The sequence below is a fragment of the Janthinobacterium sp. GMG2 genome, from assembly GCF_033949445.1.
Taxonomy (GTDB): domain Bacteria; phylum Pseudomonadota; class Gammaproteobacteria; order Burkholderiales; family Burkholderiaceae_D; genus Janthinobacterium; species Janthinobacterium aestuarii.
Map to the genome: position 1 here is coordinate 207401 of NZ_JAXAWA010000002.1, position 15360 is coordinate 222760.

Below are 15360 nucleotides of genomic sequence, written 5' to 3' on the forward strand. Positions count from 1 at the left end.
GGCATGCAGCCCGGCCATTTTTTATTTATCTTGCATGATCAGCAGCGGGAAACGTCGCGCAGCAAGCGGTCGTATTCCGTCTTGGCCACTTTGTAGCACTCGCCCGCATAGCATTCCAGGCCGGCGCGGTCCAGCACCGTGATATTGCCGCGGCGATAGTGGATCAAGCCTTCTTCCTGCAGCTTGCCGGCGGCGGCCGTGATGCTTTCGCGGCGCACGCCCAGCATGATCGAGATCAGCTCTTGCGTCACTTTCAATTCATTCGATGGCGAACGGTCCAGGCGGTCCAGCAGCCAGCGGCACAGCTTTTGTTCGATCGAGCTGTGGCGGCCGCCGACGGCGTTCTGCGCCATTTGCGCAAACAGGGCGTTGGTGTAGCGCATCAGCAGCTGGGGCAGGGCGCCGCCTTGATTGAAGGCATCGCGCAGGCTTTGCGTTTTCAGACGGTAGCCGTAGCCAGCGCTTTGCACGACAGCCGTGCACATGGCGCGCTCGCCGGCCAGCAGCGAGGCACCGGCCACGCCTTCATGGCCGACGACGGCGATTTCCGTCGTGGCGCCATCTTCCATTACGTACAGCAGCGAAATGATGGCGGTGGTGGGGAAGTAGCTGTATTCCAGGTTGTTACCGTAAGCATACAATTCCTTGCCGAACGGCAGTTCCACCAGTTCCAGGTCTTCGAACAGCGATTCAAGCGCGGCGCGCGGCAGGGCGGCCAGCAATTCATTCTGTTGGGCACTGCTGAGGCTAACCCGCGACGCAAGCTTGATTTCCCGTCCGGCCGCCGGCATGGCGCGCGGCAGCAACTGGTTCTTCTGGACCGGGGTGCTAAGTTGAGTTTGGTTCATAGTATTCCTCACAGGCTTTTTACATCGGAGTGCGACTGCCGCGTTGCTGGTCAAAGAAGCTGCCGTTCTCATGTGATAACGGCGTTTTGTTCGACCGCGCGGTGCAGATCGCGATGTAGCTACTTTAAAAGCTTATGTAAGTGGCGAACATAAGATTAGCAGTCGCCACTTTGTAGTCTCATTTGAGGCGGAATTGTAGTCCTTGTCCTACGTGCACACTTTTGACTAGCTAGCCTTGCGCCGTTCCGCGCGATTTTGTGATATGACGCGCGGTTTGTTGGCGCTCCACAGACCGGCCGGACGCACGCTGGGCAAGCCGTCGCGCACGGCTGCGGCCGGCGCCTGGCGCGGGTTTTGCGCCTCGTGCTCGCCCAGGCGGAAGCGGCTGACGGCCTGCGTCAGTGCTTCGCCTTCCTGGTGCAGGCGCTGCGAACCGGCGCGCGCCTCGTCGACCAGGCCCGCGTTCTGGCGCGTCATGTCGTCGATTTGCGCCAGCGCCTGGTTGATGCGGGCGATCTCGCCATTCTGCTCGGCGCCGGCGCTGCTGATGCGTCCGATGACCACGGCCACCTGCTGCACCGCATCGACCACTTGCCGCATGGTGTTGCCGGCCGCATTGACGAGGTCGCCGCCCGCATCCACGGTGGCGACGGAATCGCCGATCAGGCGCTTGATTTCCAGCGCCGCCTCGTTCGAGCGCTGCGCCAGGCTGCGCACTTCGGAGGCGACGACGGCAAAGCCGCGTCCCTGCTCGCCGGCTCTAGCCGCTTCCACGGCCGCGTTCAGGGCCAGGATATTCGTCTGGAAGGCGATGCCGTTGATGACGCCGATGATGTCGACGATCTTGTGCGAGCTGGCCTTGATCGAGGCCATGGTGTCGACCACGGCGCCCACGGTCTGGCCGCCACGCAGGGCCACGTCGGCCGCCGTCGCCACCAAGGTGCGCCCCTGTCCTACGTGCGCCTCGTTGCGGCCCACAGTGGCCGTCAGCTCGCGCATCGAGTCCACGGTGGCGCCCAGTGCATCGGCCTGCGTGGCCGTGTGGCCGGACAGGGCGGCGTTGCCCTGGGCGATATCGGCGCCGGCCGCCGCGATGACGGCCGCGCCGCCGCGGATTTCCTGCACCAGGGTGGCCAGGCCATGCGTCATGGCGCCGAAGTCGCGCACCAGGTCGCCGATCTCGTCGTGCGCCTGCGAGGTAATGCGCTGCGACAGGTCGCCCGCCGCCGCCGCGCCGACGGCCACGCGCAATTGCGTCACGTCGCGCGCGAACGCGGCATAAAAGCCCGCGCACAGGTAGGCTGCGGCCAGCAGCACCAGCAGCATGGCGGCCAGGATCAGGGCGCGGCGCGCCTCGTCGCGGGCGATGCGTTGCGCCAGCAAATCGTCCAGGGCGCCGGCGGAAGCGCCGGACAGCGCCTGCAGGGCGTCGATCGCCTGTATGCCGGCCGCATGGAATTGCGCGCCCGACGTCTGGTCGTAGGAATTCGTCACTTCGTTTTTCGTGCGTTCGAGGAAGGCCAGCGCGGCTGGCACGGCTTTCAGGGCCGGCTGCACGCTGGCGCGCAGTTCCGGCCGGCTGGTGAGGATTTCGTCGAAGCGGGCCGGCAGGCGCTCCAGTTCGTGGCGTGCGATCAGCGCGTTGGCGTTGACGAGCTGATCTTCATTCGCCTCGAACAGGCCCGTGTCGATGTAGGCGGCGCCGCGCCCGGCGATGTCGGACAGGCTTTCGGCCAGGTCGGGCAGGGTGGCGGTGAAGACGGCGCTCAGGTGGTTGGCGCCCGCGTCCGGGTCCAGGCTCAGGTGCGAACGGTCGGCCACCAGCTGGCCCAGTTTCGCCGCCTGGCGCAGCAGCGCCGTATGCGCCGCGTAGCTGTCGCGCGCCGCGAGGCCGGCCTGGCGGCCCAGCAGGGCTTGCCACTGTTTCGTCAGCTCGGCCGCCTGCGGCAGCCCGGCGCCGGCAGGCAGGCGCGCCAGGGCCGCCAGCGCGGCCGTGATGCGTGCGTTCAGGGCCGTGTTATCCATGCCCGCCTTGCCGCTCAGGCGCAAGTGTTCGAGGCCGCGCCGCTGCTGCAGCAGGCGTGTGCCTTCCTGCAGCTGGCGCACATAGGCCACGCCCCGCTGCGCATCCTGCGCCTGGGCCAGCGATTTGCCCAGTTCCGAGATCAGCAGGGTGGTCGCCAGCGCCAACGGCAGCAGGAAGACCAGGCAGACAAGCATGAATTTGGGCAGCAGGCGCAAGCGCTGCATGAGTCGGATGGCGGGGGTGAGGAGGATTTTCATCGGGTTTCCAGGGTAGGGTGACAACATTTCTGCAGTGCAATGTTGCCTGCGGATTGTGACCCCTTGATGAAGTGCGCCCTGATGCGGTCATTTTTGCCGTTCGCCAGAGTGAAGCAGTTCACACGGAAGGCCGATCCTTCTGTAAAATCGAGGGTTTTTTGCGAGGGCCATATTATGGTCACCAATATGGCCAACGAGAACGACATCAACACCCCCGATTCCAGCGACAACGCGGACAGCGCAGCAGCGCCAGCGAGCAGCAAGGCGCCGGCCGTGATCGCGCGCGAAGTGCAGCGCCGCCGCACCTTCGGCATCATTTCCCACCCCGATGCCGGTAAGACCACCCTGACGGAAAAACTGCTGCTGTTCTCGGGCGCGATCCAGATGGCCGGTACCGTCAAGGCGCGCAAATCGGGCCGCCACGCGACGTCGGACTGGATGGAGATCGAGAAGCAGCGCGGCATTTCCGTCGCTTCCTCGGTGATGCAGTTCGAATTCCGCGACCACGTCGTCAACCTGCTCGACACCCCCGGCCACCAGGACTTCTCGGAAGATACCTACCGCGTGCTGACGGCGGTCGACTCGGCGCTGATGGTGATCGATGCGGCCAAGGGCGTGGAAGCGCAGACGATCAAGCTGCTGGCCGTGTGCCGCATGCGCAATACGCCGATCGTTACCTTCATGAACAAGATGGACCGCGAGACGCGCGATCCGCTGGACCTGCTCGACGAACTCGAATCCGTGTTGAAGATCCAGTGCGCGCCCGTCACCTGGCCTATCGGCATGGGCAAGAACTTCCGCGGCGTGTATCACCTGCTGAACGACGAGATCATGCTGTTCAAGGCCGGCGAAGAAAAGGCCGACGGCGCCTTCGAAATCATCAAGGGCATCGACAACCCGCGCCTGCAGGAGATGTTCCCGCTCGAGATGGACCAGCTGCGCATGGAAGTGGAACTGGTGCACGGCGCATCGAACCCGTTCAACCTGGAGGAATTCCTCTCCGGCGTGCAGACGCCCGTGTTCTTCGGTTCGGCCATCAACAACTTCGGCGTGCGCGAGATCCTGTCCGCGCTGGTCGACTGGGCGCCGGCGCCGCGCGAGCGCGATGCGACCGTGCGTTCGGTGGCCCCGTCCGAGCAGCCATTTACCGGTTTCGTCTTCAAGATCCAGGCGAACATGGACCCGGCCCACCGCGACCGCATCGCCTTCTTGCGCGTGTGCTCGGGACGTTTCGAGCGCGGCATGAAGGTCAAGCACTTGCGCCTGGGGCGCGAGATCAAGGTGTCGAACGTGGTGACCTTCATGGCTTCCTCGCGCGAACAGGTGGAAGAGGCGTACGCGGGCGACATCATCGGCTTGCCGAACCACGGCAACATGCAGATCGGCGACAGTTTTTCCGAAGGCGAGATGCTGACCTTTACGGGCATCCCGTATTTTGCGCCGGACTTCTTCCGCTCCGTGCGCATCCGCAATCCGCTGAAGATCAAGCAGCTGCACAAGGGCTTGCAGCAGCTGGGCGAAGAGGGCGCGGTACAGGTCTTCAAGCCGGTGCAGGGCGGCGAACTGGTACTGGGCGCCGTCGGCGTGCTGCAGTTCGAAGTGGTGGCCAGCCGCTTGCTCAACGAGTATGGCGTCGACGCCGTGTTCGAAGGCACGAGCATCAGCAGCGCGCGCTGGGTCAGCTGCGACGACAAGCGCATCCTGCAGGATTTCGAAAACGCGCTGGGCCACAACGTGGCCTACGATGCGGCCGGCAACATGGCCTACCTGGCCACGTCGGGCGTCAACCTGCGCTTGACGGAAGAGCGCTGGCCGAAGCTGAAATTCCACGCGACGCGCGAGCATTCGGCGAAATTGGCTTGATTTAGTGGTGTCGGGTTACGCGCTTTGCGCTAACCCGACCTACGCCGACCTGCCTGTTCATGGTGTGCTGCTGTAGGTCGGATTAGCGCGGCAACGCCGCGCGTAATCCGACAACCATCGTTGGCGCCAACTCAGGCCGGCAAGATCGTCCGCGTACTCCAGTCGCGCCGCTCCAGCAGCAATGCCGTCAGCTGCGCCGCCGTCATCGGGCGCGCGAAGAAAAAGCCCTGCACGTTGTCGCAGCCCGCTGTCCGCAAAAACTCCACCTGCCGCAAGGTTTCCACCCCTTCGGCCACCACTTTCAGATGCAGGCTGTGCGCCATGGCGATGATGGCCGTGACGATGGCTTCGCCCTCGCCGGGCAGGTCGTGCACGAAGCTGCGGTCGATCTTCAATTGGTCGATCGGCAGGCGCTTCAGGTAGGACATCGACGAATAGCCGGTGCCAAAATCGTCGATCGACAGGTGGATGCCCGTCTCCTGCAGGCGCCGCATCAATTCCACGTTGGCGTGGATATTGTCCATCAAGACCCCTTCCGTGATTTCCAGCTCCAGCAAGCCGTGCGGCAGCTGCGTTTCGTGCAGGATGGCGCGGATGTCGTCCATCAGTCCCGGATCGCGCGCCTGGCACGCCGACAGGTTGACGGCCACGTGCTCGAGCGAATCGAGCAGGCCCGCCTTGCACCAGACGGCCGCCTGGCGGCAGGCGCTTTGCAGCACCCAGCGTCCCAGGTCGACGATGATGCCGCTTTCCTCGGCCACGGGGATGAATTCGGCGGGGCTCAGCTGGCCCATCTCGCGGCAGTTCCAGCGTATCAGCGCTTCCACGCCGACGATGCGCCCGCTGCGCAAGTCGATCTGCGGCTGGTAATGCAGATACAGTTCTTCGTTTTGCAGGGCGCGGCGCAGGTTCGCTTCCATGCGCAGGCGGCGCTGGGCGCGCATTTCCATTTCGGCCTTGAACACTGCGTAGCGGTTCTTGCCCTGGTGCTTGGCGTGGTACATGGCCGTATCGGCATTGCGCGTCAGGGTGGCCACGTCCTGCGCGTCGAACGGATACAGGCTCACGCCGATGCTGGCGCTGACATACAGCTGGTGGCCTTCGAGGTCGAACGGCGCGGCCAGCACGGCGAGGATCTTGCGCGCCACGCTGGCCATTTCCGAGGCGTCGTCGGCCGGTTCGACGATGACGACGAATTCATCGCCGCCGATGCGGCAGATGATGTCGGTGCCGCGCAGGATGGCCACCAGGCGCTCGGCGACGAGCTTGAGCAGCTGGTCGCCGCAGTGGTGGCCCAGCGTATCGTTGACCACCTTGAAGTTGTCCAGGTCCAGCAGCAGCAGGCCCACGCTGCTGTCCTGGCGGTCGGCGCGCGCCAGCGCGTAGGCCAGGGCGTCGTTGAATTCATGGCGGTTCGGCAACTGCGTGACGGAGTCGACGTGGGCCAGGTAGTGCAGATGGCTTTCCGCATGCTGGGCGGCGGTGCGCGTGCGGCGCACCATCAGGAACGTCAGGCCGAACGCGCACAGGCAGACGAGCACGGTGAAGGCGGCAAATTGCGCCAGGCTGGCATACAGCGGCGCCAGGCTGGCGCGCAGGTACAGCGCGCCGCCGCCGGGCAGGGTCTTCAATATCGCGGCGCTGCCGTCCAGGTAATCGAGGTGCAGGCCGTTGCGCGGCGCCGCCGGCACGGCGTCGTTGCCGCTGCGCGCATAGCGGGCAAACGGCGTGCCATAGGGGCTGTAGAGCAGGGCTTGCCGGATATGCGGGGCGGCGGCGAGGGGAGCGAGCAGTTGTTGCGCTGCAAGACGATTGTCTTCGCGCATGGCCTGGGCGGCGGCCGGTGCCAGCATGTCGGCCTGGATGTGCAGGTTGCGCTGGAAGGATGCCTGAAGGGAAAACAATTGAAAGAGGGTCAACAGCAGGCTGGCCGTGGCCAGCATGGCCGCCGCGGCCAGCAAGTTCAGCCGGGCTATCCGGTCGCCGCGCAATTGCACGGACGGCAGTATCAATGGCGTCATCATGACGCTTCTTCCTGCCGGCCCCGCCTGCCGCCGCCCCGTGTGATCGCGCCTCGCCCTGCCATACTTTACGTTCCAGTCTGATGAAAACCGAAGTGAGCCGGAACTCTCAACGTGTTGCCAAGTGTTGCTAAGGCCGACATATTGTCATTTTGCAGCGTGAAAGTACAGGGCGTGCGGCAATTTATATCCATGCGGCATACCGGTGGCAGCAGGCAAGGCGACAAGACTGGCGGAAAGGAAGACGTGTCTTTCTAATAATAATTCATGCTGAATTTTAATCCTTTTTTTGCCCGCCGTTTTTTTTCTCTTAAAACAATGCTGATGGTAAACAAAATACCAGCAAGAATAACTTCAATGCACCCGGCCATCGCGGCACGGATAAACTTTTTTACGCTATAAGCCATTACAAGTCATTGATTTTAATAAATTTTAATGAAGAATGCGCGAACGCTATGGCCTTGCTCCGCGAGTTCGTCCATAATCCGCTGATGATGGACGTCCTGATGCTGTTTGTTTTGTCTGCCGCGGCCAAGTCAGCAGCCGCCAGTAAAGCCGGACGTCGCCCTGATGATCAATAGTGAGGATATCTTGGAAAAAAAACCAAAAATTATTTTGTCGTCACAAGACCTGGAACGACTGGAAGCGTTGTTGTATGCCTTGGGTAATAACTTATCGCCGGACAAGGCCGCCTTGCTCGATGAGCTGGGCCGCGCCGAGGTGCTCGAGCCGCAAGAAATTCCCCCGACCGTCGTGACGATGAATTCCACCGTGCGCTTCACGGTGGAAAACAAGGAGGAATTCTGCCTGACGCTCGTGTATCCGAAGGACGTGGAAGGCCAGGCCGACCGCATTTCCGTGCTGGCGCCCGTCGGCAGCGCGCTGCTGGGCCTGTCCGTGGGCGACAGCATCGCCTGGCCCATGCCGGGCGGCGTCGTGAAGGTGAAAATCGAGGAAATCGTTTACCAGCCTGAACGGGCCGGCGAATACCACCGATAAGCAGCGACGGCGGACGGCGCCTGCCGTTCGCCTGCCAGGCCGTGCCGGGACTTAACTGTTTCGCTGCACGCGCACCACCAGCCATCCCGCCACGACCGTAAACGTGACGATGATGGCGACGATGATCCAGAAGCCCTGCGGATGCTGGGCCAGCGGAATACCCCCCACATTCATGCCCAGCATGCCGGCGATGATATTGATCGGCAAGGCCAGCACGGTGACGATGGTCAGCACGAACAGGCTGCGGCTGTTTTCCTCGTTGACGCTGGCGGCGATCTCTTCCTGCAGCAGCTTGATGCGTTCCTGCAGCGATGACATATCGCTGAGCACCACCGAAAACTCCTCCGTCGACTGGCGCAGTTCCAGGCTGTCGAGCTCCGACACCCACGATGGCGGGCGTTGCAGCAGGCGGAACAGGGCTGCCGGTTCCGGCGCCAGCAGCCGCTGCAGCCGCACCAGCACGCGCCGCATGGCGCCAAGGTCTTCGCGTTTCGGCACCAGGCGCCCCGCCAGCAAGTGATCCTCGATATCGTCGACCCGCGCCACGGCGTCGCGTACGATGTTGACCAGTACGTCCGCCTGGTCGCGCAGCAGATGGATCAGCAATTCCACCGACGAGCGTATCGGCTCGTGATTCTTGATGACGGCCTGGCGCAGGCGCTCGATCGACTGCAGCGGTGCGCGGCGCGCCGTGATGACGAGGTTTTGCGCCACGCTGGCCCACATGGTGGAAATGTCGGACGCTTCGAACGAGAAGTTGTGCACCACATCGTTGACCACGGCGATCAGGGTGTTTTCCGCCTGTTCGATGCGCGTGGAACGGGAACCCTGGTGCAGGGTTTCATAGAATTCGTCGGCCAGCTGCGTATGCGTCATCAGCCATTTTTCGCTGGCCGCATGCGACAAATTGAAATGCAGCCAGACGAATTCCTGCGCCGGGCGCGCCGCGCCATCGGCCAGCCAGGCCAGTGCCGCCGTCGAGTCGAGCGCCAGTGGCTGCCCGTCGCGGCCAAACAGGAAGCCCCAGACCAGGCCCGAGGTGTCCGAGCCGTAGGTAAAACCGGCAGTTTCCATCGCCATCGTGAATCTTTCTCGTGCAGTGTGATTGATCGTCGCGCGATGTTAATACACGGATGTGTCGGGAAAATGACAAGGCCACCGCGATGGGTGGCCTTGGTGTCCGCTGCTTAATAGCGGCGGGGATTATCTGGCCTGCGGTCGTCGCGGTTTGGGACCCCGTCGCCATCGCGGTCGTGGCGGTTGCCATTGTCGCGGTCATAGCGGTTGGGGATGCCGTCGCGGTCGCGGTCGCCGTTCGGACCGCGCGACCAGCGGCCTTGCTCCATCTGCCAGCGGCCGTCGCGCTGGTTCCAGGCGGGCGGCGCATACACGTAGCCGCGGCGTTCGGCGATCCATACGCCTGGCGTCCAGGCGTAGCGCTGGCCGCGCCATTCCCAGTGGCCGGGCGCCCAGACGTAGCCGTGGCGGGCGCGGGGGATGGCTTCGCGTCGCGGTGGCGGCGGTGCGATGCGGATATCGTCATAGCGCACGGGCTGCACTTGCGCGGCGACCCAGCCGCCACGGTCCAGGCGCCAGCGGTTGTTCTCCTGTATCCAGGCGGCGCGGCGGTACTGGTTGCCGCCCCGTTCGCGCAGCCATTCGCCGCCGGTCCAGACGTGGCGCTGGCCATCCCAGTTCCAGTAGCCAGGCGCCCAGACATAGCCGGCGCGCGGCGCTGGCGCGCTTTCAAACCGTGGCGGAGGCGGGGCGTCGCCGATGACAATGCTGACGCCGAGCTGATTCTGTGCCATCGCTTGCGCAGGCAGGAAGGCCGCGGTGCTGATGGCAAGCATGGCTGCTGCGTAGAGTGTGATGGGTTTCATGATGTGCTCCATTTCGGTGATTGCTTGAAATGGACTATAGGCGCTTGCAGGCGGGCAGATCGCCTTTGATTCAACTTATTACAATTGACACAATGCTGGGTGTCCGTGTATCCGTGGCAGATACAAATGGCGGCCTGGCGCGGCGGTATTCAAACTGGCGCCAGGCGGCGTGGTGTCAGCATAGTTGGCTCACAGGGTGCTGGCGGTGGCGTTGCCCAGCAAGGCTTGCCGTTCTTCGATCAGCGAGATTTTCTTTTCCTGTTCCGTCAGGCGCTTGGCGCTGACCACCACGACGGGGATGGCGTTCGCTTGCGCAGCAGCGGCGGTTTGCGCGGCCTGTGGCTGGTTGAAGCTGGCATAGCTGGCGCCGCAGGCGATGGCGACGGCGACGGTAAAGATGGCTTCCATGTTTTTCAGGGTTTTCATGATCGTTCCTTTCGGGTGGCGGGTGGGTATGCATGCACTGTAGCCATGCGCGGGCCGGCGCGCCATGCGCATGCGACCAGCCGTGGTTTTGGCGGGATGGCCTGCAAAAAAACGGCGCTGAAATGCCTGCGCGCGGCGCGGACAGGCGACGGCTTGAATTGAGGCCTAATTAGCCCTGTATCCGCGCATATGAATGCAATTGCCCTATGGCATTATCTGATGCTGCGCACTGCCGTGCCCATGCCGTGCGCGGCAAGTGAGGCCCGGCTATCCTGCTAGAATCGGCATGGCAGCCGTGTTGCGCACACCATTATTCTCATCAGGAGTCACACATGTTCCAATTGTTTGGTTTTGGCGGCGCCCGCTGCCCGCGCTGCGAGCACAAGAACGGCGCCGCCGCCGGCTATTGCGCGCAATGCGGCTTGTCGCTGGGCGCCCCCGACAGCGACGCGGTGCTGCATGCCAATCAATGGCATCTAGCTGATGGGCAACTGGCCCTGTTCTTCGGCGTGCGCGAACTATCCTCGCTGTTCGGCAGCGCGGCGCGCCGCCTGCAGGTGCCGGCCGAGTCGCGCGCCTGGATCGTGCAATCGGACGCTTTCACCTTGATACCGGCTGGCGATTACGACAGCGCCGCCTTCTTTGCGCGCCTGCCCGCGCTGTTGCCGGCGCGTCCGGCCGAGGTGCTGATCGCGCGCGCCGACGCCATCAGCCTCGAATTCGACCTGCCGGGCCTGGCCAGCACGGAGCTGCTGAACGTCGCCGCGTCCTTGCGTGTCGACATCGCGCTGGGCCAGCCCGACGCGTTCGCGCGCCAGTTCATGCGCGCGCCGGGCGCCGTCACGCGCGCCCACCTGCACGCCTTGCTGCTGCCGTCCGTGCGGCAGATCGCGCTGGAATTCATCGGTAGCCGCGCGCTGCGCGAGATGGACGCGAATGCCGACTTGCGGCCCGAATTGAACGAGCGCCTGCAATCGGCGCTGACGCAGCGCCTGGCGCCCAGCGGCCTGGCCGTGTCGCGCGTGGAAACGCTGAGCCTGCGGCACGACAAGCGCGCGGGCGACGCAGGCTCCGGCATCGGCACCCTGTGGCTGGGCGGCTTGCCGGCGCAGGAACTCGAGCAGCACAGCCTGGAGCGCATGAAGCAGCTCGACCAGCTGTATGACGAGGAAGAGTGGCAGCGCATCCGCCGCGAGGAACTGGCGGCGCGCCACGCGCACCGCCGCGCCGAGCTGCAGCAGGATGCGACGGTGGAAAAGGCGGAACTGAACCACCAGGAAGCGGAGCGCCTGCAAGCGCTGCGCGGGCGTCAGATCGACCTGTATGGCCGCATCCTGGAAGCGAAATCGCGGCGCCAGGCGCTCGACCATGGCGCCGCCCTGGCGCTGGGCGAGCTGGAACAGGAACTGGCGCAGAAGGGCGCGCAGCGCGCCGATGAAGCGGCCAACTGGGAACACGTGCGGGCGCTGGCGGCCATCAAGATGCGCAGCGAGCTGGAACTGTCGCAGCTGCACGGGCGCGAGCAGATCCAGCTGGCGCAGCAGCGCTTTACGCATCAGGTGCACCTGCAGTCGATCGCGCAGCAAGTGGAAAGCGCGCTGCTGATCGACGACGAGACGGGCCGCCGCACCCAGCTGGCGCGCCTGCGCCAGGCGGAAGCGGATGCGGCCCAGCGCGAGGCGCAGCTGGAGGCGGAGCAGCACCAGGCCGCGTGGCAGGGACTGATGCTGGCGAATGCGGCGCGCAAGCGCGAAGCGGAGCGCGTGCAGGAGTGGGAAGACCAGATGCAGCTGGCGCGCCAGCGCGAATTGCTGCGCGCCGAAGCGCACAAGGATGAAGCGGCCCAGGTGCAGGCGGCGGAAATCGCGGAAAAAGTCGCGGCGCTGCGGCGCGGCGGCGCGCGCGAAGATGCCATCGCGCAGCAGGAAAAGCTGCTGCGCACCATCGAGGCCGACGGCGTGCACGCGCGCCAGCTGCAGCAGCAAACGCAGCTGGCGCAGCTCGACGCGCTGGCCATCGAGGAACAGCGCCAGCAACTGCGCCAGCTGGAACAGGAAGCGCAATGGCAGCGCGACTTGCTGGCCATGGCGCAGCAGCGCGAAAGCGATTACGCGCGCTGGAAAGGTGAATATGAAGCCCTGCTGGCGCAACAGGCGCATGCGGCCGAACTGGCGCGCATCGACATCGACCGCATCGAGAAAATCGGTTCGCTGAGCGACACGGGCAAGGTGGCCATGGCCGCCGGGCAGAATGCGGCCGTGCTGGCGCAAGTGCTGAAAACGCAGCTGCAGGCAGGCATGAGCGCCGAGCAGATCCACGCGCTGGCCGCGCTGGCGGCGGCCGAGAACAGCGTCGCGCCGCTGGACGCCATGCGCATGGCGCAGGACAGCGTGGCGCAGGAGCGCAGCTACCTGGAAGGCCAGGCGGAACGCGAACGGCGCCAGCAGCTCGATTTGATCAACTTGCAGAACGCGGCGCACGCGCATGGCCTGTCGGCGCAGGCGCAGCTGGGCGTGGCCGTGGCGCAGGCGCTGCAGCCGGGCGCCGCCACCGCAGCAGCGCCGGTCCGCTGCAAGAACGGCCACGCGCAGCGCGCGGGCCATCCGGAAGATAAATTCTGCGCCGCCTGCGGCGTCGCCTTGCAGCCTTGATGGAAGCGTTTCACCCCAGATGATGCAAAAAGCACGAGACAAACTGCGGGAATTGCGCGCCCTCCACGACGACGGGCTGCTCAGCGAGCAGGAATTTGAACGCCGCAAGAACGCCATCCTCGACGCCGAGTACGCGCCGCCCGGCGCCGCGCCTGTGCCGGCGCCGCTGCCCGTACGCCAGGGCACGGAGCTGGGCTTCATGACGGGCCAGGAAATCGGCCCGCAAAACCGCCGCTACCGGCTCGAGCGGCTGATCGGCACGGGCGGCATGGGACAGGTGTGGCAAGCGACCGACCTGGCCACGCACGCAGAGCTGGGCAGCAGCGAAATGGTGGCGCTGAAGATCTTGCCGCCGCAGCTGACGCAAAGCGCCACGCACGCCAAGCTGCTGATCGAGGAAGCGACGCAGGCGCGCAAGCTCGCGCATGAAAACATCGTCCGCGTCTACGAGTGGGCGCAGGACCCGGCCACGGCCAGCTATTTCATCATCATGGAATGCCTCGATGGCGAAGACCTCGAGCACTATCTGGCGCGCGAGGGCGCGCTGCCCCTGTCCACGGTGCAGGAATTGCTGCAGCCGGTGGCCGACGCCCTGTCGTATGCGTGGGAAAAGCACAAGCTCGTGCACCGCGACATCAAGCCGGGCAATGTCTTCCTGACGGCGAAGGGCGACGTCAAGCTGCTCGACTACGGCATCGCATCGCGCGTGCGCAATGCGGACAGCAGCCTGGCGCTGGACATGCCGAATGCGGGCACGCACGGCTACCGGGCGCCCGAGGCCGGCGCCAACCAGCGCCAGCCCAGCCCGCGCCTGGACGTGTATGCGGTGGCCGTGATGATCTATCAGATGCTCGAAGGGCGCATGCCGTTCGACGACACGCGCAGCGCCAGCCATTTGCCGTCGGCGCCGCAAGCGCTCAACGCGCAGCAGTGGCAAGTGCTGCAGAACGGGTTTTCGCTGACGCCGGAACTGCGGCCCCAATCCGTGCAAGCCTTGCTGGAAAACCTGGAGCGCGCGGCCGGGCCGTCGCCCGAAGAACTGGCGGAACAGGCGCGCCAGCAGCAGGTGCGCGCGGCGCAGCAACAACGGGAAGCGGCGCTGGCCGCCGAACAGGCCCGCGAGGCGGCGCTCAAGGAGGCGCGCGTGCGCCAGGAAGAACTGGACCAGCGCCGCAAGGCCGAGATCCAGGCGGCCGCGCTGGAAAAGCAGCGGCAAGATAAACTGCGCCGCGAGCAGGAGGCGCAGCGCCATTTCGAAGCGGAAGAGGCACGCAAGCTGCGCAAGGAAGCGCTGCGCGGCCAGTTGCGCGCGCGCCGCGAAGCCGATGCGGCCACCGCCTTGCAGGAGCACCAGGAATTGCAGCGCAAGGCCATCGTCGCCAAGGCGGAAGCGGCTTACCGCGCCGAGCAGGAACGTGCGCGCAAGGAACAGGCCAGCCGCGCCGCCGCAGCAGCTGTCCCTGCGCCGCCATCCGCACCGGCGCCGGAAGCCGAGCACGTGGAACCGGTGCCCAATGCGGAAGGCGTCTTGCGCGACGATTTCCTCGATGGTTCGGGACAGGGGCCGGAACTGGTACTGATTCCCAGCGGCCGCTTCCAGATGGGCGCGCACGAAACGGAACACAAGGCCGCCATCCAGGCTGGCTCGCAGCAGACGTGGCTTGAGCGCGAAATGCCGCAGCACTGGGTCGGCATCGAGCGCCCGTTCGCGCTGGCGCGGCACCCCGTCAGCGTGGGCGAATGGCGCGCCTTCGTCAAGGCGACCGGCTGGGCTGGCGGTTCCGAGACGGACTGGGACAATCCCGGTTTCGTGCAGAACGACCAGCACCCGGTGGTGGGCGTGAGCTGGAATGACGCGCAGCTGTACCTGGCGTGGATGAGCGAGCGCACGGGCCGCCACTACCGCCTGCCCAGCGAAGCGGAATGGGAATACGCATGCCGCGCCGGCACGCGCACGGCCTTCAACGTAGGCGACACGATCAGCACAGAGCAAGCTAACTACGACGGGCTGTACGTCTACAACGGCGGCCCGCGCGGCGTGTACCGGGGCGGCACGACGCCGCTGGGCACTTTCGCGCCGAATTCCTGGGGCCTGTTCGACATGCATGGCAATGTGTGGGAATGGGTGCAGGACGTCGTGCACGACAATTATGAAGGCGCGCCAGTCGATGGCAGCGCGTGGGAAGAGGGCAGCGACAGCAGCCGGCGTATCCTGCGCGGCGGCTCGTGGCTGTACCACCCGCGCTATTTGCGCTCGGCCCTGCGCAACGGCTTTTCCACCGTGCTGTCGAACGATATCGTGGGCTTCAGGGTGGCGCGCACGCTCGATTGAGTTGTTGTTATATCGGCTATCTTGACGGATACTTCATGCACCTTAACCGTGCTG

The 15360-nt window shown here is 65.0% G+C and carries 10 protein-coding genes; 4 read left to right on the top strand and 6 right to left on the bottom strand.

Features of this window, described 5'->3' with window-relative positions; all coding sequences use genetic code 11:
- Nucleotides 1-38 precede the first annotated feature (38 nt).
- The gene (locus SKZ59_RS06970; protein WP_034751913.1) at nt 39-848 is read right to left on the bottom strand and encodes a Crp/Fnr family transcriptional regulator; all 810 of its coding nucleotides are present in this window, start codon (nt 846-848) and stop codon (nt 39-41) included.
- Nucleotides 849-1073: 225 nt separating this feature from the next.
- The gene (locus SKZ59_RS06975) at nt 1074-3131 is read right to left on the bottom strand and encodes a methyl-accepting chemotaxis protein (RefSeq protein WP_319991191.1); all 2058 of its coding nucleotides are present in this window, start codon (nt 3129-3131) and stop codon (nt 1074-1076) included.
- Between the two features lie 186 nt (nt 3132-3317).
- On the opposite strand from SKZ59_RS06975, the gene SKZ59_RS06980 reads away from it, so the two are divergent.
- Nucleotides 3318-4994 (top strand): peptide chain release factor 3, encoded by a 1677-nt coding sequence (locus SKZ59_RS06980; protein ID WP_034751986.1) that lies wholly within the window; start codon nt 3318-3320, stop codon nt 4992-4994.
- Between the two features lie 131 nt (nt 4995-5125).
- On the opposite strand, the gene SKZ59_RS06985 is transcribed toward SKZ59_RS06980, so the two are convergent.
- Nucleotides 5126-7018 carry a putative bifunctional diguanylate cyclase/phosphodiesterase gene (locus tag SKZ59_RS06985; protein WP_319991192.1) on the bottom strand — a complete coding sequence of 631 codons (1893 nt, stop codon included), beginning with the start codon at nt 7016-7018 and terminating at the stop codon, nt 5126-5128.
- A gap of 588 nt (nt 7019-7606) precedes the next feature.
- On the opposite strand from SKZ59_RS06985, the gene rnk reads away from it, so the two are divergent.
- Nucleotides 7607-8014, top strand: a complete 408-nt coding sequence (rnk, locus tag SKZ59_RS06990) for a nucleoside diphosphate kinase regulator (protein ID WP_162835757.1) — start codon at nt 7607-7609, stop codon at nt 8012-8014.
- 51 nt (nt 8015-8065) lie between these two features.
- On the opposite strand, the gene SKZ59_RS06995 is transcribed toward rnk, so the two are convergent.
- The 3 genes from SKZ59_RS06995 to SKZ59_RS07005 form a co-directional block, all read right to left on the bottom strand.
- Nucleotides 8066-9094: a transporter gene (locus SKZ59_RS06995; protein ID WP_175560449.1), complete on the bottom strand. Its 1029-nt coding sequence runs from the start codon at nt 9092-9094 to the stop codon at nt 8066-8068.
- Nucleotides 9095-9201: 107 nt separating this feature from the next.
- Entirely contained in the window at nt 9202-9897 is a 696-nt protein-coding gene (locus SKZ59_RS07000; protein ID WP_219327218.1) for a YXWGXW repeat-containing protein, read from the bottom strand.
- Between the two features lie 189 nt (nt 9898-10086).
- Complete coding sequence (locus SKZ59_RS07005) at nt 10087-10323, bottom strand: hypothetical protein (RefSeq protein WP_034751908.1); 237 nt, start codon at nt 10321-10323, stop codon at nt 10087-10089.
- A gap of 332 nt (nt 10324-10655) precedes the next feature.
- Here SKZ59_RS07005 and SKZ59_RS07010 point away from each other — a divergent pair, with 332 nt between their 5' ends.
- Nucleotides 10656-12974, top strand: coding sequence for a hypothetical protein (locus tag SKZ59_RS07010; protein ID WP_219327217.1), 2319 nt, complete (start codon nt 10656-10658; stop codon nt 12972-12974).
- 19 nt (nt 12975-12993) lie between these two features.
- Nucleotides 12994-15306 carry an SUMF1/EgtB/PvdO family nonheme iron enzyme gene (locus tag SKZ59_RS07015; protein WP_319991193.1) on the top strand — a complete coding sequence of 771 codons (2313 nt, stop codon included), beginning with the start codon at nt 12994-12996 and terminating at the stop codon, nt 15304-15306.
- Nucleotides 15307-15360 lie beyond the last annotated feature (54 nt).